Origin of the sequence: Burkholderia sp. MS455 (genome assembly GCF_016899445.1) — a bacterium.
Lineage (GTDB): Bacteria > Pseudomonadota > Gammaproteobacteria > Burkholderiales > Burkholderiaceae > Burkholderia > Burkholderia pyrrocinia_C.
This window is the reverse complement of record NZ_CP041778.1, coordinates 1,749,652-1,773,438: the sequence shown is the minus strand read 5'-3', so window position 1 is coordinate 1,773,438 and position 23,787 is coordinate 1,749,652. Positions and strand designations below refer to the sequence as shown.

Annotated in this window: 21 protein-coding genes and 2 pseudogenes; 10 read left to right on the top strand and 13 right to left on the bottom strand. The window is 67.5% G+C overall.

The features are described 5' to 3' along the window. Window positions 1-12: 12 nt before the first annotated feature. Window positions 13-2,337 (bottom strand): FdhF/YdeP family oxidoreductase, encoded by a 2,325-nt coding sequence (locus FPJ27_RS12520; protein WP_204421332.1) that lies wholly within the window; start codon window positions 2,335-2,337, stop codon window positions 13-15. Between the two features lie 155 nt (window positions 2,338-2,492). Between FPJ27_RS12520 and FPJ27_RS12515 the strand changes: the two genes are divergently transcribed. Then, window positions 2,493-3,914: a PLP-dependent aminotransferase family protein gene (locus FPJ27_RS12515; RefSeq protein ID WP_204421331.1), complete on the top strand. Its 1,422-nt coding sequence runs from the start codon at window positions 2,493-2,495 to the stop codon at window positions 3,912-3,914. 27 nt (window positions 3,915-3,941) lie between these two features. Here the strand turns inward: FPJ27_RS12515 and FPJ27_RS36435 are convergent. Then, window positions 3,942-4,166: pseudogene (locus FPJ27_RS36435) on the bottom strand (mechanosensitive ion channel family protein); the annotation flags it as partial. Here FPJ27_RS36435 and FPJ27_RS12510 point away from each other — a divergent pair. Continuing rightward, window positions 4,147-4,330: pseudogene (locus FPJ27_RS12510) on the top strand (sodium-independent anion transporter); the annotation flags it as partial. The pseudogenes FPJ27_RS36435 and FPJ27_RS12510 sit on opposite strands and share 20 nt — an antisense overlap. Before the next feature lie 13 nt (window positions 4,331-4,343). Here the strand turns inward: FPJ27_RS12510 and FPJ27_RS12505 are convergent. Next, a complete protein-coding gene (locus tag FPJ27_RS12505; RefSeq protein ID WP_204421330.1) occupies window positions 4,344-5,210 on the bottom strand; it encodes a LysR substrate-binding domain-containing protein in 867 nt (288 codons plus the stop codon). Window positions 5,211-5,261: 51 nt separating this feature from the next. Between FPJ27_RS12505 and FPJ27_RS12500 the strand changes: the two genes are divergently transcribed. Beyond that, on the top strand, window positions 5,262-5,915 hold the full coding sequence (locus FPJ27_RS12500) for a LysE family transporter (RefSeq protein ID WP_204421329.1): 654 nt from the start codon (window positions 5,262-5,264) through the stop codon (window positions 5,913-5,915). A gap of 36 nt (window positions 5,916-5,951) precedes the next feature. Here FPJ27_RS12500 and FPJ27_RS12495 read toward each other — a convergent pair whose 3' ends face one another. The 6 genes from FPJ27_RS12495 to FPJ27_RS12470 form a co-directional block, all read right to left on the bottom strand. Next, window positions 5,952-7,406, bottom strand: a complete 1,455-nt coding sequence (locus FPJ27_RS12495) for a DHA2 family efflux MFS transporter permease subunit (RefSeq protein WP_204421328.1) — start codon at window positions 7,404-7,406, stop codon at window positions 5,952-5,954. Continuing rightward, entirely contained in the window at window positions 7,403-7,966 is a 564-nt protein-coding gene (locus FPJ27_RS12490; RefSeq protein WP_204421327.1) for an isochorismatase family protein, read from the bottom strand. Before FPJ27_RS12490 ends, FPJ27_RS12495 begins: the two co-directional genes overlap by 4 nt. A gap of 67 nt (window positions 7,967-8,033) precedes the next feature. After that, complete coding sequence (locus FPJ27_RS12485; protein WP_072438954.1) at window positions 8,034-8,489, bottom strand: MarR family transcriptional regulator; 456 nt, start codon at window positions 8,487-8,489, stop codon at window positions 8,034-8,036. A gap of 73 nt (window positions 8,490-8,562) precedes the next feature. Beyond that, a complete protein-coding gene (locus FPJ27_RS12480; protein WP_204421326.1) occupies window positions 8,563-8,799 on the bottom strand; it encodes a hypothetical protein in 237 nt (78 codons plus the stop codon). 44 nt (window positions 8,800-8,843) lie between these two features. After that, window positions 8,844-9,926, bottom strand: coding sequence for a serine hydrolase (locus FPJ27_RS12475; RefSeq protein ID WP_204421325.1), 1,083 nt, complete (start codon window positions 9,924-9,926; stop codon window positions 8,844-8,846). Between the two features lie 231 nt (window positions 9,927-10,157). After that, on the bottom strand, window positions 10,158-10,436 hold the full coding sequence (locus FPJ27_RS12470) for a hypothetical protein (protein ID WP_072438948.1): 279 nt from the start codon (window positions 10,434-10,436) through the stop codon (window positions 10,158-10,160). Window positions 10,437-10,487: 51 nt separating this feature from the next. Between FPJ27_RS12470 and FPJ27_RS12465 the strand changes: the two genes are divergently transcribed. Beyond that, window positions 10,488-11,363 carry a LysR substrate-binding domain-containing protein gene (locus FPJ27_RS12465; RefSeq protein WP_096474087.1) on the top strand — a complete coding sequence of 292 codons (876 nt, stop codon included), beginning with the start codon at window positions 10,488-10,490 and terminating at the stop codon, window positions 11,361-11,363. Window positions 11,364-11,434: 71 nt separating this feature from the next. Continuing rightward, window positions 11,435-11,719, top strand: a complete 285-nt coding sequence (locus FPJ27_RS12460) for a transcriptional regulator (protein WP_110281303.1) — start codon at window positions 11,435-11,437, stop codon at window positions 11,717-11,719. Between the two features lie 78 nt (window positions 11,720-11,797). Here FPJ27_RS12460 and FPJ27_RS12455 read toward each other — a convergent pair whose 3' ends face one another. From FPJ27_RS12455 to FPJ27_RS12440, 4 genes are all read right to left on the bottom strand, one after another. Beyond that, window positions 11,798-12,541: a transporter gene (locus FPJ27_RS12455; protein ID WP_204421324.1), complete on the bottom strand. Its 744-nt coding sequence runs from the start codon at window positions 12,539-12,541 to the stop codon at window positions 11,798-11,800. Between the two features lie 76 nt (window positions 12,542-12,617). Further along, complete coding sequence (gene mgtA / locus FPJ27_RS12450; protein WP_204421323.1) at window positions 12,618-15,380, bottom strand: magnesium-translocating P-type ATPase; 2,763 nt, start codon at window positions 15,378-15,380, stop codon at window positions 12,618-12,620. 46 nt (window positions 15,381-15,426) lie between these two features. Further along, complete coding sequence (locus FPJ27_RS12445; protein ID WP_175959268.1) at window positions 15,427-15,585, bottom strand: hypothetical protein; 159 nt, start codon at window positions 15,583-15,585, stop codon at window positions 15,427-15,429. A 506-nt stretch (window positions 15,586-16,091) separates the two neighbouring features. Beyond that, entirely contained in the window at window positions 16,092-17,744 is a 1,653-nt protein-coding gene (locus tag FPJ27_RS12440) for a S8 family peptidase (RefSeq protein WP_072438928.1), read from the bottom strand. 435 nt (window positions 17,745-18,179) lie between these two features. Between FPJ27_RS12440 and FPJ27_RS12435 the strand changes: the two genes are divergently transcribed. The 5 genes from FPJ27_RS12435 to FPJ27_RS12415 all read left to right on the top strand — a co-directional run bounded on the left by FPJ27_RS12435 (window position 18,180) and on the right by FPJ27_RS12415 (window position 23,782). Beyond that, window positions 18,180-19,076 (top strand): glutamate/aspartate ABC transporter substrate-binding protein, encoded by an 897-nt coding sequence (locus tag FPJ27_RS12435; protein ID WP_204421322.1) that lies wholly within the window; start codon window positions 18,180-18,182, stop codon window positions 19,074-19,076. Between the two features lie 427 nt (window positions 19,077-19,503). Continuing rightward, window positions 19,504-20,346 (top strand): ABC transporter substrate-binding protein, encoded by an 843-nt coding sequence (locus FPJ27_RS12430; protein WP_204421321.1) that lies wholly within the window; start codon window positions 19,504-19,506, stop codon window positions 20,344-20,346. Window positions 20,347-20,448: 102 nt separating this feature from the next. Continuing rightward, on the top strand, window positions 20,449-21,951 hold the full coding sequence (locus tag FPJ27_RS12425; RefSeq protein ID WP_204421320.1) for an amino acid ABC transporter permease/ATP-binding protein: 1,503 nt from the start codon (window positions 20,449-20,451) through the stop codon (window positions 21,949-21,951). Window positions 21,952-21,981: 30 nt separating this feature from the next. Continuing rightward, window positions 21,982-23,322, top strand: coding sequence for an amidase family protein (locus tag FPJ27_RS12420; protein WP_204421319.1), 1,341 nt, complete (start codon window positions 21,982-21,984; stop codon window positions 23,320-23,322). A gap of 61 nt (window positions 23,323-23,383) precedes the next feature. Then, window positions 23,384-23,782 (top strand): ectoine synthase, encoded by a 399-nt coding sequence (locus tag FPJ27_RS12415; protein ID WP_204421318.1) that lies wholly within the window; start codon window positions 23,384-23,386, stop codon window positions 23,780-23,782. The last annotated feature ends 5 nt before the right edge of the window (window positions 23,783-23,787 follow it).

Here is a 23,787-nt window from a genome sequence, read left to right as displayed (position 1 = left end):
CGTCGGGCTCCGTCAGGCGGCGATCGATGCCGGCGCGGCCGCGCGATGCAGCAGCACGGGCACCGACTTCGACGTCGGCGTGTTGCACACGTCGCCGACGCTGTCGAGCGGCACGAGCGGGTTGGTTTCCGGGTAGTACGCGCCGATGCAGCCGCGCGGGATGTCGTACTCGACGAGCAGGAAGCCGTCCGCGCGCCGCTCGATGCCGTCGTGCCACACGGTTTCCATGTCGACCCATTCGCCGGCCTTCAGGCCGAGCATCGCGAGATCGTCGCGGTTGACGAACACCACGCGGCGCTGGCCGAACACGCCGCGATAGCGGTCGTCGAGCCCGTAGACGGTCGTGTTGTACTGGTCGTGCGAGCGCGTCGTCATCAGCGTCATCAGGCGTTCGCCGTGCAGCGCGCGGGCGCGCTGGATCGGCGTGTCGGTCGGCAGCGCGTGTGCGATGAAGTTCGCCTTGGCCGTCGGCGTGAGCCATTCGCGGTCGCGCGAGGCGACGCGCAGGTGGAAGCCGCCCGGCCGCGCGATGCGCGTGTTGTAGTCGTAGAAGTCGTCGAGCGTCGCCTCGATCGCGTCGCGGATCTTCGCGTAGTCGTCCTTGTACGCGAGCCAGTCGATCTTGCCGCTGCCGAACAGCGCGTGGCCCATATGCGCGACGATCGCGGGCTCCGACATCAGGTTCGGCGACGCCGGCTTGTTCATCCCGTACGACACGTGGACCATGCTCATCGAATCCTCGACCGTCACGCCTTGCGCGACGTTGTCCTGCAGGTCGATCTCGGTGCGGCCGAGCGTCGGCAGGATCAGCGCGTCGCGGCCGTGGATCAGGTGGCTGCGGTTCAGTTTCGTCGTGATGTGCACCGACAGGTCGCAGCGGCGCATGCCTTCCCACGTGCGCGGCGTGTCGGGCGTCGCCATCGCGAAGTTGCCGCCGAGGCCGATCAGCACCTTCACGCGGCCTTCGAGCATCCCCTCGATCGTCTCGACGACGTCGTAGCCGTGATGGCGCGGCGGTTCGAAATCGAACACGTGGCCGAGCCGGTCGAGGAACGCCGGTGACGGCTTTTCCTCGATGCCGACCGTGCGGTTGCCCTGCACGTTCGAGTGGCCGCGCACCGGGCACAGGCCCGCGCCGGGGCGGCCGATGTTGCCGCGCATCAGCATCAGGTTCGTCAGCATCTGCACGGTGGCGACCGAATGCTTGTGCTGCGTGATGCCCATGCCCCACGTCGCGATCACGCGCTCGCTGCGCGCATACAGCTGCGCGAGGGCGTCGATCTGCTCGTACGGCACGCCGCTTTCGGCTGTCAGCGCGGACCAGCTTTCATTGCGCAGGTCGTCGGCGAACGCGTCGAAGCCGGCCGTGTGCTCGCCGATGAACGCGGTGTCGAGCACGCGCGGCGCACCGGCGGCGCGCGCGGCGTCGTCGAGTTCGAGCACGCGCTTCGCCATCCCCTTGATCAGCGCGAAATCGCCGCCGATCGTCGGCTGGATGAACGTCGATGCGATCTTTGTGCCCGACATCGTCAACATCTCGAGCGGGCTTTGCGGATCGGCGAAGCGTTCGAGGCCGCGCTCCTTCAGCGGGTTGATCGACACGATCGTCGCGCCGCGCTTCGCGCACTCGCGCAGTTCGCCCATCATCCGCGGATGGTTGGTCGCGGGGTTCTGGCCGAAGATCAGCAGCGTGTCCGCGTGCTCGAAATCGTCGAGCGTGACGGTACCCTTGCCGACGCCGACCGACGCGGGCAGCCCGCGGCTCGTCGCCTCGTGGCACATGTTCGAGCAGTCGGGGAAGTTGTTCGTGCCGTACCGCCGCACGAGCAGCTGGTACAGGAACGCCGCTTCGTTGCTCGCGCGGCCGGACGTGTAGAACGCGGCCTGGTTCGGGTCGGGCAGCGCGCGCAGGTGGCGCGCGATCAGTTCGAACGCATCGTCCCACGCGATCGGCACGTAGCGGTCGGTCTGCGCGTCGTACACCATCGGGTCGGTGAGCCGGCCGTGCTGTTCGAGTTCGAAATCCGACTGTTCGAGCAGCTCGGTGACCGTATGCGCGGCGAAGAATTCGGGCGTCACGCGCTTGCTCGTCGCTTCGGCGGCCACCGCCTTCACGCCGTTCTCGCAGAATTCGAACGTCGATGCGTGCTGGCGGTCGGGCCACGCGCAGCCGGGGCAGTCGAAGCCGTCCGGCTGGTTCTGGCGCAGCAGCGTACGGTAGTTGCCGCCGGCGACCTTTTCCTTGATCAGGTTGATCGTGACGGCTTTCAGCGCGCCCCAGCCGGCGGCCGGGTGGGTGTACGGTTCGATGCGCGCGGTGGCGGATTTCTTTTTCATGGTGCAGCAGGTGTCGGGGTCGATGGGTGCAGAGTACGCGCGGCACCCGTCCGGCTGTGTGTACACCTGTTCACATCAAAAAAGAGTACAGTTTCGGCCATTCATACAGTGCGGATCGCAACTGTGTTGTTGAAGGGAAGTTGAAAGGGAGGCGCGTGAAGCGTTACGAACAACTGGCCGACGATCTCCAGGCGCAGATCGAGCGCGGCGTGTATCGGCCCGGCGAGCGGATTCCTTCGGTGCGGCAGGCGAGCCGGCAGCAGCAGCTCAGCGTCACGACGGTGCTGCGCGCATACCTCGTGCTCGAAAGCCGCGGCCTGATCGAAAGCCGGCCGCAGTCGGGCTATTTCGTGCGGGCGCGCGCGGCGGCGCCGACCGAGGCCGAACTGCACATGTCGGCGCCGGCCGCCGAGCCGTCGGCGGTGGACGTGAGCCGGCTCGTGCTGTCGACGCTGCGCTCGATCGCGCGCGACGATGCGGTGCCGCTCGGTTCGCCGTATCCCGATGCATCGCAGTTCCCGGTGCAGCGGCTCGCGCGTTATGCGCAGGCGATCGGACGCCGCCGTACGCGCTGGGGCGTGATCGACGACCTGCCGCCCGGCAACCAGGAACTGATCCGCCAGATCGCGCGGCGTTATGCGGAGCGCGGAATCGCGGTCGAGCCGGGCGAGATCGTGATGACGATCGGCGCGACCGAGGCGATCAACCTGTGCCTGCAGGCCGTCGCGAAGCCGGGTGACACGATCGCCGTCGAGTCGCCGACGTTCTACGCGATGCTGCACGCGATCGAGCGGATGGGCATGCGCGCGCTCGAAGTCGCGACGCATCCGGTCGACGGCATCGATCTCGACGCGCTCGAACGGATCCTCGAGCGCGAGCGTATCGCCGCGTGCATGGTGATGCCGAATTTCCAGAATCCGCTCGGCTTCCAGATGCCCGACGCGCGCAAGCGCGCGCTCGTCGAGCTGCTGGCGAAGCACGGCGTGCCGGCGATCGAGAACGACGTCTATCACGAGCTGCACTTCGGCGACACGACGCCGAGCGCGCTGAAATCGTTCGATCGCGACGGGCTCGTGCTGCATTGCGCGTCGTTCACGAAGAGCCTGTCGCCGCGCTACCGGATCGGCTGGGCGATGCCCGGCCGCTACCGCGACCAGGTCGAGAAGCTGAAATTCCTGAACACGCTCGCGACGCCCGCGATCGAGCAACTGGCGATCGCCGAGTACCTGAAACATGACGGCTACGATTTCCATCTGCGGCGCATGCGCAAGCAGTACGCGCAGCAGGCGAGCCTGATGAGCGCGATGGTGCGGCGGTTCTTTCCGGAAGGCACGCGGCTGTCGCAGCCGCAGGGCGGGTATGTGCTGTGGGTCGAGCTGCCGCCGCAGGTCGATGCGATGAGGCTTTACACGCTCGCGCTCGCTCAGCGGATCACCGTTGGGCCCGGGCACATGTTCTCGGCGGGCACCGATTACCGGCATTTCATCCGGCTCAACTACAGCTATCCGTGGTCGCGGCAGATCGAGGAAGCGCTGAAGGTGCTGGGGCGGCTCGCATCGGAGTGCGCGGCGAGGTGAACGGCGCAATGCCGGGTGGCAGGCGGCGGCCGCGCCGAGCGTGCCGTTCCATTGCTCGATCGCGTCGACCTTGTCCTCGAGATAGTCCTTCAGCAGCGTCAGGCGTTCGAGCCGTTCGATCTCGTCGTTCGCGAGAAAGCGTACGCTCGTCGCGTCGACGAACAGCGCGCGCTTGATGCGGCGGCCGCCCGCTTCGGTCATTCCGCGCCAGTTCTGGTAGCTCTCGGTGATCAGTTCCCAGGTCATGACCGATCTCGTCAAGATGCTGCCCGCGCGCGGGATCGGCGTGCTGTTCGGGCGCGTCAACCGCTATCTGCGCGCGGACATGGATCCGTCACCGGATCACCGAGATCGTCGGCGCGTCGCGCATCTTCGAGACGCTGCATCAGGCGCCGCAGGAGCCCGGCACCGTATAGCGTGAACCGCGCGCTACGCGGCCGCGCGCAAGCGCGCAAAGCCGTTGCGCAGGTGGCGGGCCAGTTCCGTCGCGGCCGGCGTGCGCTGGCCGCGCGGCAGATGAAGGTTGATCGCGAAGTTCGGCAGCGCGGGCAGGCCGCTGCCGGCCGGCAGGATGTCGAGGTCGGCCGGCACGGTGGACGCGAGCCACACGGTCACCGCGAGATCGGCGCGCACGGTCGCGGCCGTCGCGTCGAAGCTGCCGTTCTCGAACATGGTGCGCCACGCGCGATCGCTGCCGCGCAGCGCGTCGAGCACGGTCGGGCGGAACGCGCAGGTCTGCGCGACCATCGACACCGGCAGCGGCGTGTTCCGGTGCGCGGTGCCGCCTTTCGCACCGACCCAGACCAGCCGGTCGACCGCGATGCATTCGCCGCGCGACGGCCCGACCGGCGCCTCGATCAGCGCGATGTCGAGATCGCCCTGCGTGAGCCCCCGGCGCAGTTCCGGCGATGCCGCGCACACGAGCGAGAGCGCGACCTGCGGATGCGCCTGCGCATAGCCTTTCAGGATCGGCGCGAGACAGGTGCCGACGAGATCCTGCGGTGCGCCGAGGCGAACGGCGCCGTCGACCGCGCCGGCCGTCAGGTCGGTCAGCAGCGCGTCATGCACGGCGAGCAGCCGGCGCGCCTGTTCGAGCAGCCGCTCACCGGCTGCGGTGAGCAGCAGGTTGCGATGCTCGCGGACGAACAGCGGGCCGGACAGCGTTTCGAGCCGCGCGACCTGCTGGCTGACCGCGCCTTGCGTCAGGTGCAGCGCGCGGCTGGCCGCCGTCATGCTGCGATGATCGGCGACCGTGACGAAGGCGCGCAGCAGCGCGATGTCGAGATTGAGTACCATGCGTCGGATTATGAACGCTAATGGCAGGCATAAAAAGCTTTCGCTTTCGTAATGGGAAGATCGCGGGTAAAACGGGGGCTTCGACGACGACAACCGGGAGCTTTCGTGCTGCTTCGCGACTACCTGCCGCTGATGCTGTTCGTGATCGTGTCCACCGTGACGCCGGGCGGCGCGACGACGCTCGCAACCGCATCGGGCGCCCATTTCGGCTATCGGCGGTCGCTGCCGCTGATGGCCGGCATCGCGGCCGGCCTGGCGTCGATGGCGGCCGCCGCCGCGGCCGGGCTCGGCAGCGTGTTGCTTGCGCTGCCCGCGTTGCAGCTCGCGATGAAGGCGGCCGGCTCGCTGTATCTCGTGTGGCTGGCCGTGCGCATCGGGCGCGGCGGCAAGCCGCGGCTCGATGCCGCCGTGCACCGGCCGCAAGGGTTCGTCAGCGGCGTCTGGATGCTCTGGCACAACCCGAAAGGCTGGGCGATGACGCTCGGCGCGGCCGCGTCGTTCGCCGCGCTCGCGTCCGGGCCGGCGCGGCTCGGCGTATTGCTCGGGCTGGCGTTCGGCTTGGCCGCGATGGCGTCGCTGTCGCTGTGGTGTTTCGCCGGGCTGTTGTTCGCGCGCGTGTTGCGCACGGAGAGGCAGTGGCGCTGCCTGAATGTCGGGTTGGGCGTGCTGCTCGTGGTGTCGATCGTGCCGATGTGGCGGCCGTAGCGACGCTGCGCGCACATCGCGGCGGCGCGTCCACGTTCAGCGCGAACCGGCGCGCGCGGCGCCGGCAGTTCGTCCGCCCGTACCGGCCGACCATAACGGCAGCCGCAGCGTCGTGACGAAGCTCGCCGCATGCAGCACGCAAAGCAGGCCGAACGCCCACGCGTATGCGGCGGCTTGCGTGCCCCCGCCCGCCGACGATTCGGCCTGTAGCCGCCATGCGAGGAACAGTGTGCATATCGTCGTGAACGTCGGGCCGCCGAGGCGCTGCACGATATTGAGCGACGTCGTCGCCATCGGCAGGTTGCGGCGCTCGACCGACGCATACGCGGCGGAGATCGACGGCGCGCCGATCGCGCTCTGGCCCATGCCGCGCAGAAACAGCGCGGGCACGAGCACGTACGGATCGTAGCCGGTCAGCGCGAGGGACACGAACGGCAGCGTCGCGACGAAGGCGAGCAACGCACCGGCGGCGGCCAGCCGGCGCACGCCGAACCGGCTCGTCAACGCGCCCATCGACGGATAGGTGACGAGCATGCCGAGCCCGAGCGGCGCAAGCAGCCAACCCATCTCGCCCGGCGAGCGCCCGCACGCCTGGATCAGGAACACGGGGATCAGCATCTGGCCCGCGTACATCGCGCCGTTCGACAGGAACTGCGTGCCGGCCGCCGCGCCGAACACGCGGGAGCGAAACAGCGCGAGATCGATCAGTGCGTGCTCGCCCTTGCGTTGCTCGAAGCGCAGGAACGCGGCGAGCAGCAGCGCCGAGCATGCGATCGCGGCGAGGCCGGGCGCCGCGCCGATCCGCTCGGCGCCGTACAGGAACAGCACGAGACCCGGCGACAGCAACGCGAGGCCGATCCAGTCGAGTGTGCGCCGTTGCGTGTCGTCACGGTCGCCGGGCAGGAACCGCACGGCCAGCGCGAGCGCCAGCACGCCGACGGGCAGGTTCACGAGAAACAGCCAGCGCCACGACGCGTACTGCAGGATCGCGCCCGCGACCACGGGGCCGAGGATCGGCGCGAGCAGCACGGGCACCGCCGCGTAGCCGATCACGCGCGCCATCTGCTGGCCGGCGACGCGCGCGATCATCATCTGCGCCATCGGTGCGAGCAGCCCGCCGCTGACGCCTTGCAGCACGCGAAACGCGATCAGTGACGGCGCGGACCACGCGAGCCCGCACAGCGCGGATGTGAGCGTGAACGCGGAGAAGCACCACAGGTACAGCGCCTTCGCGCCGATGCGGTCGACGAGCCAGCCGTTCAGCGGCAGCACCAGCGTCAGCGCGAGCAGGTAGCCGCTCGTCACCCACTGGATCGTCGACAGGCTCGCATGCAGGTCGGTCGCGAGGCTCGACAGCGAGACGTTGACGATCGTCGCGTCGAGCTGCGACAGCAGCGAGCCGAGCGTCGCGACCGCGCTGACCTTCCAGATCGACGGATCGAGCCGGCCGGCCGCGCGGCCCAGCGCCGGCTGCGCGCGTCGGTCGCTCACGCGCCGCGCCGGTCGAGCAGCGCGACGATGTCCTGCGTCGAGCCCGTTTCGCCGAGGCGCGGGAACACGCGCTCGACGCTGTTCGCGTGCGCGTCCGCGTTGAGGTCGGTCATCGCGTCGACGGCGAGCGTCACGTTGTAGCCGAGTTCGTGGGCCTGTCGCGCGGTCGATTCGACGCCGATGCTCGTCGCGACGCCGGTCAGCACGATCTGCGTGACGCCGGCCGCCTTCAGGTGCGCGTCGAGATCCGTACCGGTAAATGCGCCCCAGGTCTTTTTCGTCACGGCATGGTCGCCCGGCTGCCGGTTCAGTTCGGGCACGAGTTCGGTCCAGTCGGCGGGCAGGGCATCCACGCGCACCTGCTGCTGCGTGCGGCCCGGCGCGCCGCCGGCGACGTTGACGAGCACGACCGGCAGGCCGCGGCTGCGGAATGCGTCGAGCAGTTCACGGGTGTGCGCGATCACCGGTGCGACCGGGTGCGCGGTAGGGAGGGCGACGATGCCTTTCTGCAGGTCGATGACGACGAGTGCCGTGTTCGTGTCGAGACGGGTTGCGCTCATGATGGGGCTCCGTGGAATGGACGAAGGAAGGCGGGCGCGCGAATGCCGCGTGGCGCGCAGGCGGGGGTCATTGCTCGCCGATGCGGCGAATCAGCGGGATCGCGGCGGCGAGTGTGTCGATGTCTTCGGGGGCGAGCCTTTCGATCGCCGCGCCAAGCCACTTATGCTTCGCGGCATTGCGCTTGCGGCGTGCGTGGAGGCCAGCGGCGGTCAGCATGAACAGGATCTGGCGACCATCGGTCGGATGCGGTTCGCGTTCGACGAGACCGTCTTCCTCGAGGCTCGCGAGGATCGCCTTCATCGACTGCGGTTTCATCGCCTCGGCGCGCGCGAGATCGGCGGTCGTCATCGGCCCGTGCCGTTCGAGCCGCGCGAGCGCACTCGTCTGGGACATGCCGAGCCCTTCGGATTCGATCTCGGAGCGCAGCCGACGGATCAACTGGCCGACCGCGAGGGTCAGGTCGGCGGCGACGAGGTCGGCGGAAACGCCGGGTTTGCGTGGCGGGTTCATGCGGCGGATCATAGAACACGACAGTTAAACTTGCAAGTTTAACTGTCGAATTGGCCGACAGATCGCGGCACCGCCCGGCACGAGGTTACGTGCGGCGGGGCAGGGCGACCGGCACGACTTCGCTGTATTCAGGCGTGGCGTTCTCGTGCAGCAGGTCGTCGAGATATTGCGCGAGTTCGTCCGCGGCGAGCGCGGATGGAATCTGCAGGCCGGCCGGGCGCCGCTTGCCTTCGGCGCCGAGATCGAACACGGTCCAGCGGCCGTTCGCGCGCACGACGGCGAGCAGCCGTCCGAATGCGCTGAAGCGGTATTCGCGCTGCATGGCATCGCTCCCGTAGGGTGAACGCGCCGGCCGCCTGTGCGCGCTTACTGGATCGAGCAGGTCAGCCAGCGATGGATTTTGAGTGCGTCGCTCGATACGCCGGCGCGCGTCGGCGCGCCGAGCAGCACCACCGTTTCGCGGCGGCCCTTCACGCGCATGCGCATCACGACGCCGTGCCCCGATTCGTTGATGAAGCCCGTCTTCTGCAGCCGGATCGGCAGGCGGCGGTAGCGGACGAGCGGGTCGGAGTTCACGTACAGCAGCTCGCCGTCGCCGGGGCGCACGGTGGTCGACGTATCCGTCGAGAAATAGCGGATCAGCGGATCCTGCGCCGCCGCGCCGACGAGCTTCGCGAGATCCTCGGCCGTCGACACGTTGTGAGGCGACAGGCCGGTCGGCTCCCTGAAGTGCGTGTGGCGCATGCCGAGCCGGCGCGCTTCGCGGTTCATCGCCTTGACGAACGCGGCGCGCCCGCCCGGATAGTCGCGGCTCAGCGCGGCCGCCGCGCGGTTTTCGGACGACATCAGCGCGATATGGAACATGTCGCGGCGCGACAGCTCCGAGCCGACCTGCAATCGCGAGCCGGTGAACTTGATCGTGTCGCGATCGTGCGCGGTGACGCGCAGCACGCCGTTCAGCGGACGATCCGCGTCGCGTGCGACGACGGCCGTCATCAGCTTCGAGATCGACGCGATCGGCCGCACGGTGCGCGCGTTGCGGGCCAGCAGCGGCGTGCCGGAGTCGACGTCGAGCACGTAGGCCGCGCGTGAATGCAGCGACCTGACCGCGCGCGGGCTATAGCCGCAGCTTGCCATCAGGCGCGGTTTGGCGGCCGCCGGGCGCGGGCGTACGGCGGTCGCGCGCTTCGCGCGGCGATGCTGCGGGGCCGGCGCCGCATGACGCTTGACTGCACGATGCTTCGCGTGCGGACGGCGATGCTTGACGGCCTTGATCTTGCGGTGGGCAGGCTTCTTCTTGACCGCCTTCGTATGCGCGTGGGCGTGCGCGGTGCGATGCGGCTGCGTGCGCTGCGCGGACGCGTTCGCGGCGAACGCGAGCAGCAGGAACGAGAGGGCGAGGATCAGGGTGGTCCGGGCGCGAGGCAGGCGCGCGATGAGGCCGGTCAAGCGAAAGTCTCCTTTTCACGCGCGATGCGGCTGCGCGGAATGCATGGGCGGTCAGCGGGTGCGGGAAATTATACGGTCGATCGCGTGGCGATGACGATTGGATCGCGCGCAATGGCGCGTGATGCAGGCAGATTCGTGTCGTTATTTTGCTGCCGGTCAACGGCGTGCGTGTGATGAAAATCGTAAAGGCGTGCCGTGCCGGACAGGCGCACCGCAGGAGGTGGGCGCAGTTCAGCGCGGCCAGTTCCGCCGCGACACGACCGCAAAACTGATCGCGATCGAACCCGTCACGGCGCGTGGCGGCGCGTCTTCGATCGCATCGCCGAAGCGAAAACGGCGGCTGCGTCCGTCGCTGCGTTCGGCACGACGTTTCGGTGCGCGCGTATCGACGGCGGCGGTGCGTTCGTTTGCAACCGCGCCATCGCAGGATGGGGCCGCCACGCATTCGGACACGTGATCTAGTGACATGACAGTAAATTCCGGGAAGGGCATGCCCGTATTGAACGTCATTGCATTCGATCAGTAAAATGAATATTTCGATCGTTACGATTCCCTTCAAGAATGGAACTGAAACTGCTGCGAACGTTCCTGACGGTCACCGAGCTGTGCCATTTCAGCCGCGCGGCCGATGCGTTGCACATGAGCCAGCCGGCACTCAGCAAGCAGATCGGCGCGCTCGAGGCGAGCCTCGGCGGCAAGCTGTTCGAGCGCGGGCGGCACGGCGCGGAGCTGACGCCGTTCGGCGAACGCTTCCTGCCCGACGCGCAGGCGCTCGTGCGCGATGCCGACGAGATCCTCGCGCGTGCGCGGGAGGCGACCAGCGGACAGCGCGGGCATCTGCGGCTCGGCATCTGCCTGTCCGTGCTGACGCTCGTGCCGAAGCTGGTCGCGGAATTTCGTCGCCGCAATCCGGGCATCGCCGTCACGCTGAGCGACCTGTCGTCGTCCGAGCAGACGCGCCGGCTGCGCGCAGGCAAGCTCGACGCCGGCTTCCTGCGCCTGCCGTCCGACGACGGGCTGTCGTCGTTCAAGGTGATCGACGAAGGGCTCGCGCTCGCGGTGCCGCCGCACCTCGGCTTCAAGCGCGTGCCGGCCGACCTCGACGTGCTCAACGAGATCGGCTTCATCGCACTGCAGCGTGCGCGCGGCCCGGGGCTCGCCGCCCAGATCGACCGATGGTGCGTCGAGCGCCGTTTCGTGCCGCACGTGACGCAGCAGGCGGAAGATGTGCAGTCGGTGCTGACGTCGGTCGCGGCCGGCGTCGGCGTCGCGTTCATCCCGTCGCGCGCGCAGTACCTGCTGCGCGACGCGACGGTGCTCCCGCTCGACGGCAAGGATGCGAAGTGGCGCGTGGGGCTCGCGTGGCTGTCGGGCCGCGACGATCCCGTCACGACGCATTTCGTGTCGTTCATGCGTGCCGCGATCAAGGGTGCGTGACGCGGCGTATAGTGTCCGCGATTGCATCCTGGATGACTGCCGGTCCGGCACCGGCTCACGAACCCGAACCGATGACTTCAGAATCCGACGAATCCCCGCTCGATCCCGCACTCGTTGCGACGCTCGCGACGCTGAACGAGGCCGCGAGCGATCCGGCCGGCAAGACGTGGTCGCTGCCGAAGATCGCGAAGCGCGCGCAACTGCCGATGAGCACTTTGCGCCGCGTGCTGACGCAGCTCGATGCCGCGGGCCTGAGCGCGACGACGCTGAACGAGGACGGCACCGGCAGCGCCGCGCTGACCGACGAAGGGCGCACCGTGTGCGCGCAACTGTTCGGCGCGAACGACGCCGGATGAATGAAAAAACGGGCCGCCGTGAATGAACGGCGGCCCGTCGCGTTGCGGCTCGACGCGTGCACCGCGCCAGCCTGTGTATCACCACCGCGCCGTCATGCCGCCCATCACCGAATGACGATAGGTCTGGTCGTTCAGCCCGCGCCGGTAGCCGACGTCGAGATCGAGCCAGCGTGTCGGCGAATAGATCGCGCCCGCGAGCACGAACGCCGGATTCGCGCCGGCGGTGCTTTCGGTGTTGCGCGACATGCCGACGTCGACCACGAGCTGCAGCCGGTCGGTCGCCTTGTAGAGCGCCGCGCCCGACACTGCCCAGACCGACGTCAGGTCGCCCTGACGATTCGGCTGGTACGCGAGGCCCGCATTCGCGAGCAGCGAGAAGCGCGCGACGTCGGCCTGTGCGAGCAGCGTCGCGCCGGTGCCGACGCGGCCCGTGCCGAGCCCGCGACTGTCGTTGCCGGTCGGCATCGTCACCTTCGGTTTCAGCGCGAGCGACAGCGGCCCGCGTTCGACGAAGCGCAATTTCATGCCGATCTCGACATCGCCGATTCCCGCGCCGTTTTCGTCGGTGCGCGTTTGCAGATGCGTATAAGGCGTGTTGACATAGAGGTCGACGTGTTCGCCGAACCCGCGCGTGAGCGTCGCGTTCCATAGCTGGTGGCGGCCGCTGTCTTCCTGTTTCGAGGTTTCCTCGGCGTTGAACTCGAACTGCCAGTTCGCATTGCCCTGCGTGCCCGTATCGTCGCTGACGAGCGGGTGGGCCGGATAGGCGTCGAGCGGTGCGAGGAGTGCGCTCGCGGCTGCGAGCGGAAGGATTCTTTTCATCGCATTACCCTTGAAGCGTCGTGAAAGGCCGGCCCACGCGCATCGCGCGGGCCGGCACGTCGTTATCCGAACGGAATCAGAACCACTGCTTGTAGCGGCGCACATAGATCGTCTTGACGATCTGCGCGAGCAGGATGTAGCCGACCATCGTCGCGGCGAGCCACAGCCAGAAGGTGCCCGGCAGGTGCATGAAGCCGAGCGCATCCGCGAACGGCGAGAACGGCAGCCAGCAGCCGATCGCGATCGCGGTGAACGTCGACAGCAGTACCGGCAGCGCGGCCGTGCTTTGCAGGAACGGGATCTTCTGCGTGCGCAGCAGGTGCACCACGAGCGTTTGCGACACGAGGCTCTCGATGAACCAGCCCGAGTTCATCACGATCTGGCCGCCCGTGCCGCCGTGCAGGTGATACATCGCGCCCGCGCCGAACACGGTCCACATCAGCACGTAGGTCGTGATGTCGAACACGGACGACGTCGGCCCGACCCACAGCATGAAGCGGCTGATGTTGCCGGCTTCCCACTTGCGCGGCTTCTTCAGGAACTCGGGATCCATCTTGTCCCACGGCAGCAGCATCTGCGACGTGTCGTAGACCAGGTTCAGCACGAGCAGCTGCGTCGCGAGCATCGGCTCCCACGGCAGGAACGCGCTGGCGACGAGCACCGAGAACACGTTGCCGAAGTTCGAGCTCGCGGTCATGTTCAGGTACTTCAGGATGTTGCCGAACGTCTCGCGGCCCTTGATCACGCCTTCCTCGAGCACCATCAGGCTCTTTTCGAGCAGGATGATGTCGGCGGTTTCCTTCGCGATGTCGGCGCCGCTGTCGACCGAGATGCCGACGTCGGCGTCGCGCAGCGCGGGCGCATCGTTGATGCCGTCGCCGAGGAAGCCGACCGTGTGCCCGTTCGCCTGCAGCGCCTTGACGATGCGCGCCTTCTGCAGCGGCGTCAGCTTCGCGAACACGGTCGTGCGTTCGACGACCTGCGCGAGCGTTGCGTCGTCGAGCGCCTCGATTTCCGCGCCGAGGATCGGCTTGCCGGGTTCGAGGCCGACCTGGCGGCACACCTTCATCGTGACGGTCGGGTTGTCGCCCGTCAGCACCTTCACCGCGACGCCGTTCTCGCGCAGCGCGGCGAGTGCCGGCGCGGCCGACTCCTTCGGCGGATCGAGGAAGGTGAGGAAGCCGCGCACGACGAGGTCGCGTTCGTCGGCGGTGCGGTACTGCTCGCGTTCGTCGCCGCGCGGGATCGTGCGCGTTGCCAGCACGAGTACGCGGAAGCCGTCCTCGTTGTATGCGTTGGCCTGTTCGAGCAGCCGCTTGCGCGCGACGAAGTCGAGCGGGCGCACGCCGTCTTCATCCTGCACATGCGTGGAGACGGCCAGCATTTCCTCGACCGCGCCCTTGCAGACCAGCAGGTGCGTGCCGCGCGTATCCTCGACGACGACCGACAGGCGGCGGCGCACGAAGTCGAACGGCAGCTCGTCGATCTTCTTGTAGCCCTGAGGCTTCGCGCGTTCGCCGATCTCGTCGGCGCGTGCAACGACCGCGATGTCGATCAGGTTCTTCTGGCCGCTCTGGTGGAAGCTGTTCAGCCAGCCGAGCCGCAGGATTTCCTCATTTTTGCGACCGGACAGGTCGAGGTGGTGTTCGAGGATGATCTTGTCCTGCGTGAGCGTGCCGGTCTTGTCGGTGCACAGCACGTCCATCGCGCCGAAGTTCTGCACCGAGTTCAGCCGCTTGACGACGACCTTGCGGCGCGCCATCGCGATCGCGCCGCGCGCGAGGTTCGCGCTGACGATCATCGGCAGCATCTCGGGCGTGAGACCCACGGCCACCGCGAGCGCGAACGTGAGTGCGCTCAGCCAGTCGCCCTTGGTCAGGCCGTTGATCATGAACACGATCGGCACCATCACGAACATGAACTTGATCAGCAGCCAGCTCACGCTCGCGACGCCGCGGTCGAAGCTCGTCTCGATGCGCTTGTGGCTCACGACGTTGCGCGCAAGCGAACCGAAGTACGTATCTTCGCCGGTCGCGACGACGACGGCCGTCGCCGTGCCGCTGACGACGTTGGTGCCCATGAAGCAGACGTTCTCGAGATCGAGCAGCGGCGTCGACGCATCGTTCGCCGCGCCGGCCGTGCCGGTGCTCGCCGATTTGCCGGCGACCGCGCCGAGCGTGTCGTATTTCTCGACGGGCAGCGCTTCGCCCGTGAGCACGGCCTGGCTGATGAACAGGTCGCGCGATGCGAGCAGGCGCACGTCGGCGGGGATCATGTCGCCGGCCGACAGGTGCACGATGTCGCCCGGCACGACTTCGCGCATCGGCACCTCGCGGCGCGCCGGCTCGGCGGTATCGGTGATCGCGCGCTGCACGGTGGCCGTCGTGCGGACCATCGCCTTGAGCTTCTCGGCCGCGCGCAGCGAACGGAATTCCTGCACGAAGCGCAGCAGCGCGCTGATCGTGACCATCGTCAGCAGGATCGTCATGCCGACGTAGTCGCGATCGGCGGGCGCCGCGAAGTAGACGTCGGTGAAGAAGCTGATGGCGGCCAGCACCAGCAGCACGTAGACGAACGGGTTGTGGAATGACATCAGCAACTGGCGGGACCAGTGCGGCGGCTTGTCGTGTGCGATTTCGTTCGGGCCGTGGTGCTGCAGGCGGTCGGCGGCCTGGCCGTAGGTGAGGCCGCGCGTGCTGGTGCGCAGCGACTTCAGCGTGTCTTCGAGCGGGCGGGCCGCTTCCTGCGCGGCGCGCATGATGCGCGGTTCGTTCTGCTGACCGGGGCCGGTCTTGATGAAGCCGCGCTGTTTTTTCTGGGAATGGTTTCGTTGTGTCATGGTCGCTCCTGGCGCGCGAGGCGGCGGGCGGGGAGCGGCCGTGACGTTATCGACGCACGAGCGCTCCCCGCCGCGTCGCGTCAAACGCGATCGGCTGTGGATCGGTAAAGGCGGGAACGCTCGCCGGCGCGCGGAGTGCGGTCGGACGGACGATGCGCAGCGTCGCACCGGCGAGCGGTAATCGACTACTGTCGTCTGAGTTCATCTGCACTCCTGTCGGTTGCGGGTAATCGGCACGGGCGATCGGTAGCCGCGCACGCACGAAGGCGCGCGGCCGGATGGCACGCGAACGGAAAACGCACGCGGCTGGCGCCGCGCGCAACACGAACGCACACGCGCGACGGCGCGTCGCGTGCATTCGACAACATCGAAAAATTCGGCGGGGAATCTGGCCGGTCAGGCCGGAAGGACGCCGCATCCTGCTTCCCGGGATGCGGCAGAAGACGAGGCTCTGCGCGTTTTCCTCAGGCAGCAGTCAAGTTGGTCGAGCACCAACTACAACTCGCATCGGTGTTCACAGAACACTCCATGTAATTAGACGGGGGCGATGGTAAAGGCTCGTCGTGCGAAGCGTCAACCTTTTTGTCAGGTGTTATTTCGAGAAACGGAATGGGTCGATGAGCGATCGCCGGGCCGCCGGCCGCCGGAAAAAAACAAACCGCGCGCACGCCATGTCGGCATGCGCGCGGCTGCGTCGAGGCAGGGCACCGGTTACTGGTTGGCTGCCGCGACGGCGATCCCTGCATCGAGAATGCCCGAGCCCGCCGGCATCGCGGTGCACGACGTGCCGGCCGCCAGCTTCGCCGCGCGCGTGCCGCCTTGCAACTTCTGCTGGATCTGCGCGGGCGTGAGGTTGCCGTTTACCGCGAGCATCAGCGCGGCGACACCCGTCACCTGCGGCGTCGCGAGGCTGGTGCCGCTCGCCGGGCCGTAGGTGTCGCCGCCCGGCGTCGTCGTGCCGCTGTTGGCCGTCGACAGGATGTTGACGCCCGGCGCGCTCAGCGTGATGTTGGCGCCGAAGTTGCTGAACGATGCGCGGCGGCCGGTCGCGTCGGTGGCGCCGACGCTGATCACGCCGCGGCAGTTCGCGGGCTGGTCGAGCCCGGTCGACAGGCCGTCGTTGCCGGCGGCGACGACGACGGTCACGCCCTTCGCGTTCACGTCGTCGATCGCCTGCTGGAACGTCGTGCTGCACGCGCCGACGCCGCCGAGGCTCAGGTTGATGATTTTCGCGGGCGTCGGGTTCGTCGGTACGCCGGTGACGGGAATGCCGGCCGCCCAGCGCATCGCGTCGGCGATGTCGCTCGTCACGCCGCCGCACTTGCCGAGCACGCGCACCGGCAGGATCCGGCCGAGCCACGACACGCCGGCGATGCCGATGCCGTTGTTGGCGGTCGCGCCGATCACGCCCATCACGCGCGTGCCGTGCCAGCTGCTGGCGCTCGGTTCGCTCTCGCAGTGATAGAACGGGCCGCTCGCGTTGTCGAGTTCCTGCTGCGTGACCCAGTCGCCCGGGTCGGCCGCGTCGGGGCCGCGCGACACGCCGTTGTTGCTGGTGTTGACGTTGGTGATGAAGCTGTAGCCGGGCAGCAGGTTGCCGACGAGGTCGGGGTGCGGCCGATAGCCGGTGTCGAGCACGGCCGTGACGACGGTCGGCGAACCCTTGGTCGTGGTCCATGCGGGCGGCAGGTCGATGCCGGCGGTCGGGTCGGACATATACCACTGCTGGCTGTAGCTGGGGTCGCTCGGCGTGTCGCGGATCTTCATCGGGTGATCCGGTTCCGCGTAGTCGACGTCGGCGTCGGCGGCGAATGTCTGCGCGAGCGCCGTCGCGTCGGCGGCCGCGACACGCTGGCCGAGCGACAGCACGGCAGCGCCGTTCGAGATCGTTCGCTCGACCTGCACGTTCAGCGGCGTCTGCGTCGTCGAGGCCGCATACGCACGTGCGGCGCCGGTCGCCGTCGGCGCCGTCCAGCGCGTCATCGAACGCTGGATCACCGCATCGAGCCGCGTGCCGTCGTCGATGGCCGCCATCGCACGCGTGGCCGTCAGCGTCTTCAGCTTGACGATCAGGTGGTCGACCGGCGGCTCGTCGGGCGTGGTCTGGGCGGCCATCTGCACGGCGGCTTGCTGGGTCGTGCAGGCGTTGCTGCCGGACGTGGTGGGCGGGGCCGTCGGGGCGGGCGCGGGGGCCGGCGTCGGGGCGGGGGCCGGTGCTGCGTTGGTCGGCGACGGGTTGCTGCCGTCGCCGCCTCCGCCGCCGCAGCCGGCGAGGGGCAGGAGGGCGGCGGCAGACAACATGCCGGCGAGCATGCGCGCATGAGCGGAACGCGCCAGCGCGAAATTGAAACGTTTGGCTTTCATGTTGAAAGTCGATCCTCGTATAGAACCGTCGTGCCGGCGGTGTGCCCGGTCCGGCAAAACCGGACCTTGTCGTTTTTTTGTCTGGTGGTCGCGGCGGGGTTGCTGCGACGCGCCATGCACTGGGTAACGGCCGCTGTGGCGGCTTCTTGAGTATGTTTTGTGTGAAAAAAGAGCAAGACGCAAACGATTACGTTGCGGCATTGCAGCATGAACGCGCGTTTGGAACGGATGGCACAGAAGATGGGGGCGAGCCCGCAAGCGGCCGGTCGGGCGAAACGCGCGGGCGCGGGCGTTTTTGCGCGCCACGGAAAACGGCTGCCCGCGGCGTAGCCGCAGTTAGCCGCAGCGGAGTGCGCCTGACGCTTTCCCTGATACGGGGCGAATTTTGTCGGGCGTACGATCGCGACTCGATCAACGTTTCGTCAGGAGAAAAGCATGGATCGCCGCTTCCGTTGGCTGGCTGTCGCGCTGTCCTGTGCGCTGGCGGGCGCCGCGCATGCGCAGGCCCTCACCGGTACGCTGAAGAAGATCAAGGACACGGGCATCGTGTCGCTGGGCATTCGCGAATCGTCGGTGCCGTTTTCGTATTCGGACAACCAGCAGAAGAACATCGGCTACTCGCGGGACATCGCGTCGCGCATCATCGACCAGTTGAAGACGGAACTGAACCTGCCGAACCTCACGGTGAAGGAGATTCCGATCACGTCGCAGAACCGGATTCCGCTGCTGCAGAACGGGACGATCGATTTCGAATGCGGATCGACGACGAACACGCTCGAGCGGCAGAAGCAGGCCGCGTTCTCGAACAGCATTTTTCTCTATGGGATCCGTTTCAGCACGCGCAAGGATTCGGGCGTGAAGGATTTTGCGGACCTGGCCGGCAAGACGGTCGCGACGACGGCCGGCACGTCGGACGAGCGCCTGCTGCGCAAGCTCAACGAAGAGAAAGGGATGAACATGACGATCATCAGCGCGAAGGATCACGCCGAAGCGTTCATGAACGTCACGACCGGGCGCGCGGTGGCGTTCGTGATGGACGAACCGCTGCTGTACGGCGAGATCGCGAAGGACCGCAACCCGGGCGCGTACGCAGTGACGGGCACGCCGCTCGTCCACGAAAACTACGCATGCATGATGCGCAGGGACGATCCGCCGTTCAAGCATGTGGTCGACGGCGTGATCGCGAAGATGCAGACGTCGGGCGCGGCCGAGAAGCTCTACAACCAGTGGTTTACGCAGCCGATTCCGCCGAAGGGCGTGAGCCTCGACTATCCGCTGTCGGCGGAGATGAAACAGTTGTTCAGGAATCCGACTGACCAGGCGCAGTATTGATCGTGATCTAGCAGTGTGGCATGGTCCGGTGCGTCGTTCTGCCGGTCCATGCAGTCGATGCGCGCCGCGTATGCCGGCTGACGAGTCGGCTTTCATCTCGGCTGCGTTGCAGAAATCGTTGCGTCCGCAATGGGCGCGCACACCTCGGCGGTGATCCCAGGGGATCGCCGCCTTCTCCCGCTCATTTCCCCCGTCCTGAAACTCGCGTCCGGCACCGGACGACGGCGCATGCGTGCGCGGATGATTCGCGCACGGTGACGCCGTTTCTCGCGTAAACCCGGATTCAGTTATCAATTTTAACTGGTCAGAATCGGCCGAAATTGTTCAACAATTTTCGGTGAAGAATCTCGCAAAGCCGCATGTGGCGGTGCGCGGGAGGCGTTGTGACGTCTATGCGCAGGAGCCGAAAAACCTCAGGAGCCATGCCATGCCCGGTCAGTTCTCGTTTCGACGTTTTCTCGGCGGCGCGTTTGTGCCGCTGGCTTTCGCGTGCTCGCTCGCATCGGCGGCATCGCTGCAGACGGTGCGGCCCGGCACGCTCCTGGTCGGCTCCGACTTGACGTATCCGCCTTACGCGTACCTGGACGGCGGCAAGCCGGCCGGCTTCGACGCCGAGTTTTCGCGGCTGCTCGCGCGCCACCTGAAGCTTGAGCCTGTTTTCCTCGATACGCGCTTTCCCGACCTGATCCTCGGGATGAAGGCGCGCCGCTTCGACGTCGTCGCGTCGGCACTCTACGTGACGCCCGATCGCCTGAAGCAGGTCGATTTCGTGCCGTACCTGAAGACGGGCGCGTCGCTGCTCGTCGCGAAGGGCGGCGGATACCTGCCGAAAACGCCGCAGGACCTGTGCGGCAAGCGCGTCGGCACGATCAAGGGCGCGTCGTGGACGCCGAAGCTGCGCGTGGTCTCGCAGGACACCTGCAAGGCGGCCGGTCGCGGCGAGATTGCGATGCTCGAGTTTCCGACCTCGCCGGAAGCGACGTCCGCGCTGATGTCGAGGGCCGTCGACGTGCAGATCGAGGATGCGGCCGTCGCGCAGGGCATTCCGAAGCAGACGAACGGCCGTGTCGAGCTCAGCTCGACGACGCTGCTGTACCCGATCGTCATCGGCCTTGGCGTGACGAAGGATGACGCGGGTCTGCTGCGCGCGCTGGAGGGGGCGCTGGACGAGGCGAAGCACAGCGGCGAGTACGACAGTCTCGTGAAGAAGTACGGGTTGCAGGTGCCGACCGATGCCGACGTCGCGAACGCGCTCGGCACGGCGAAGTAGTCGCGAAGCGGCAACCGCGCGCCGGGCCGGCGCGCTCGCCCGCCCGGACGCGCGATCCGCGCCGGGCGCTTGCATCACCTATCGGCGGTTGAGGAGTCTTCGATGCAGTTCGATTGGCACTACGCGTTACAACTCTTGTGGGACAGGGATTTCTGGCGCGCCTGCGTCGTCGTCGTGAAGCTCAGCGTATCCGCCTGGTTACTCGGTGTGTTGCTCGGCTTTCCGGTGGCGCTCGCGAGGCAGTCGCACCGAACTGGTCTGAAGCGCGCCGCGAGCGTGTATATCTGGTTCTTCCGCAGCCTGCCGCTGCTCGTGCTGCTTGTGTTCATCTACAACCTGCCGCAGGTGTTTCCCGCCACCAGCGCGGTGCTGTCCGATCCATTCACGACCGGCTTGATTGCGATGGTGCTGAGCGAGACCGCCTATTTCGCGGAGATCCATCGCGGCGGGATCCTGTCCGTACCGCGCGGGCAGCTCGAAGCCGGCCGCGCGCTCGGCATCCGTTTCACGGGTATCCAGCGGATGATCGTGATGCCGCAGGCGATTCGCGTCGCGCTGCCCGCGCTCGCGAACGAATTCATCACGATCGTGAAGCTGACCTCGCTCGTGTCGGTGATCTCGCTCGCCGAGATCCTGCTCGTCGGGCAGCGGCTGTACACGCAGAACTTCCTCGTGTTCGAAACGATGCTGGCAGTCGCGTTCTATTACGTGCTGATCGTCACGGTGTTCAGCCGACTGCTCGGTTATCTCGAACGGCACCTCGACGTCAGCCGCCGCACGCCGGCCCAGGCGGGCCCCGCGACCATCGCACTGCCGCTGTCGACGCCGGCCGTCGCGCCGCGAAAGCGCGCGAGTGCCGAATTCGCATTGCGGCTGAAAGGCATCCAGCAGCGCTACGGTCGTCACGAAGTGCTGAAGGATATCCATCTCGATGTCGCGCCGGGGCAGGTCGTATCGATCATCGGCCCGTCGGGTTCGGGCAAGACGTCGCTGATCCGCACCGTCAACGGCCTCGCGCCGGTGAACGCGGGCGAGATCGATCTGTACGGCGAGCCATTCATTCGTGCGTCGGGCGCGCATCCGCCGCGCGTGCCGCACGACCGGATCCTCGACATCGGCATGGTGTTCCAGAGCTTCAACCTGTTCCCGCATCGCACGGCGTTGCAGAACGTGATGATGGCGCCGTGCTATCACCGGCAGGCGGATACGGAGGCGATCCGGCTGCAGGCACTGTCGCTGCTGTCGAAAGTCGGGATGCTCGACCATGCGAACAAGTACCCGCATCAGCTGTCGGGCGGCCAGCAGCAGCGTGTGGCAATCGCGCGGGCGCTCGCCACGCGGCCGTCGATCATGCTGTTCGACGAGCCGACGTCGGCGCTCGATCCGGAGCTCGTCGGCGAAGTATTGAAAGTGGTCGAGACGCTCGCGAAGGAGGGGATGACGATGATCATCGTGACGCACGAGATGAACTTTGCGTTCAAGGTATCCGACCGGATCGTCTTCATGGAGAACGGCCGGATCCTGTACGACGTGCCGCCCGAGCGGATTCGTGCCAGCGCCGATGCGCGCGTGAAGGACTTTCTGCGGCACGTCCATTTCGCATGAACCGCAACGAACGATCGGCGAGGAACGACAATGGACGCTTCTGATTTACGGCATCCCGACGCGAACGGGCAGGCGTGCGTCGAGCGGTTGCGTACCAGCCTCGCGCGTGCCGATGCACATCCTGACGACATCGGGACGGCATGGCTCGCGCGGCGCGACAAAGCGGCGCTGGACGACGCGCGTGCAACGGATGCATCGGCACGCCGCGATGCGTCCGCCGTGCCGCTGGCCGGCGCGGTGCTGACGGTCAAGGCGTGTTTCGATTGCGAAGGCTGGGTCACGCACGCCGGCTCACTTGTCCTGGCCGGCGACCCGCCTGCGCGAACCGATGCCGCGCTCGTGGCAGCGCTGCGCCGCGCCGGCGCGGTGCGAATTGCGCAAACCGCGATGACCGAGTTCGCGTACGGCGCGCTCGGCGTGAACCGCGCATACGGTACACCCGCGACGCCGCTCGATGTGCGACGCGAGCGCGTGGCCGGCGGATCGAGTTCGGGCGCGGCGGTGTCGGTGGCGCTCGGCGCGGCCGATCTGTCGATCGGCTCGGACACGAGCGGTTCGGCGCGCATTCCGGCCGCGTTCTGCGGCGTGGCTGGCTTCAAGCCGTCGCGCGGCCGCTATCCCGATGCGGGCATGCGTTTCCTGTCGACGACGTTCGACGTGCCGGGGATCCTGGCCGCGACGGCTCGCATGTGCCGGCGGGTCGATGCGGTGCTGCATGGCCGCACCGCCGGCCGGCCCGTACCGGCGAGCATCAGGGACCTGCATTTCATCGTCCCCGAGCGCTTCGCGACGGACGACGTTGACCCGGCAGTCGGACAGGCATTCGACACGTGGCTGTCGCGGCTATCCGCACAGGGCGCGCGCATCGAGCGCAAGCGGCTCGATTGTGCGGTCGAGGCCGGCGCCGCCGCGCGGGCGGGAGGCGTCATCGCGGCTGAAGCGTTCATGCTGCATCGCACGCTGCTGGAAACGGCCGCGGATCGCTACGATCCGCTCGTCGGCCCGCGCATCGCGGCTGGTGAGTACGTGCGCGCTCACGACTACGCGGCCGCGCTGTTGCGCCTGGCGGCGCTGGCCGATGCGTACCACACGGAACTCGGCGATGCGCATGCGGTACTGACGCCGACGGTGCCGATGCTGCCGCCGCGCCTTGTCGATCTGGCGGACGAGGCCATATATCTCGCGGCGAACGCACGCGCATTCCGTCTGACCGAATTTGCGAATCGGCTAGACCTGCCGAGCATCAGTGTGCCGGGCGACCGTCGACAGAAGCAGCCGATAGGCCTGTTGCTGACAGGCCGCCGCGGCGACGACGCGTGGCTGCTCGATGTGGCGGTGTTGGTCGAACGGGCAATGGCCGACTCCGAATGAAACGATATCCGTCGGCAGGCATAGTCTTGCCATCTTTCATCGTCATTATTCAGAGGTGCTCATGATTGTCGTAAGATCGGCCGATATCGCCCATACCGAACGCCACGCGCACGGCCCGGGCTGGGACAGCAAGCGCATGATCGTCAAGCAGGACGGCGTCGGCTATTCCGTTCACGAGACGCGCGTGCATGAAGGTGCGGAGTTGCATCTGCACTACAAGCATCACTTCGAAACCAACTACTGCGTGGCGGGCGAAGGGGAGGTCGTCGAAACGGCGACCGGCAAGGTGCACTGGATCACGCCCGGCACGATCTACGCGCTGAACCTGAACGATCCGCACATCTTGCGGGCGACGCACGGCGATCTGCATCTCGTGTGCGTGTTCAACCCGCCGCTGACGGGGCGCGAGACGCATCGCGACGACGGCAGCTACGCGCTGCCGGCGGGCGAGGAGGCGTGACGGCG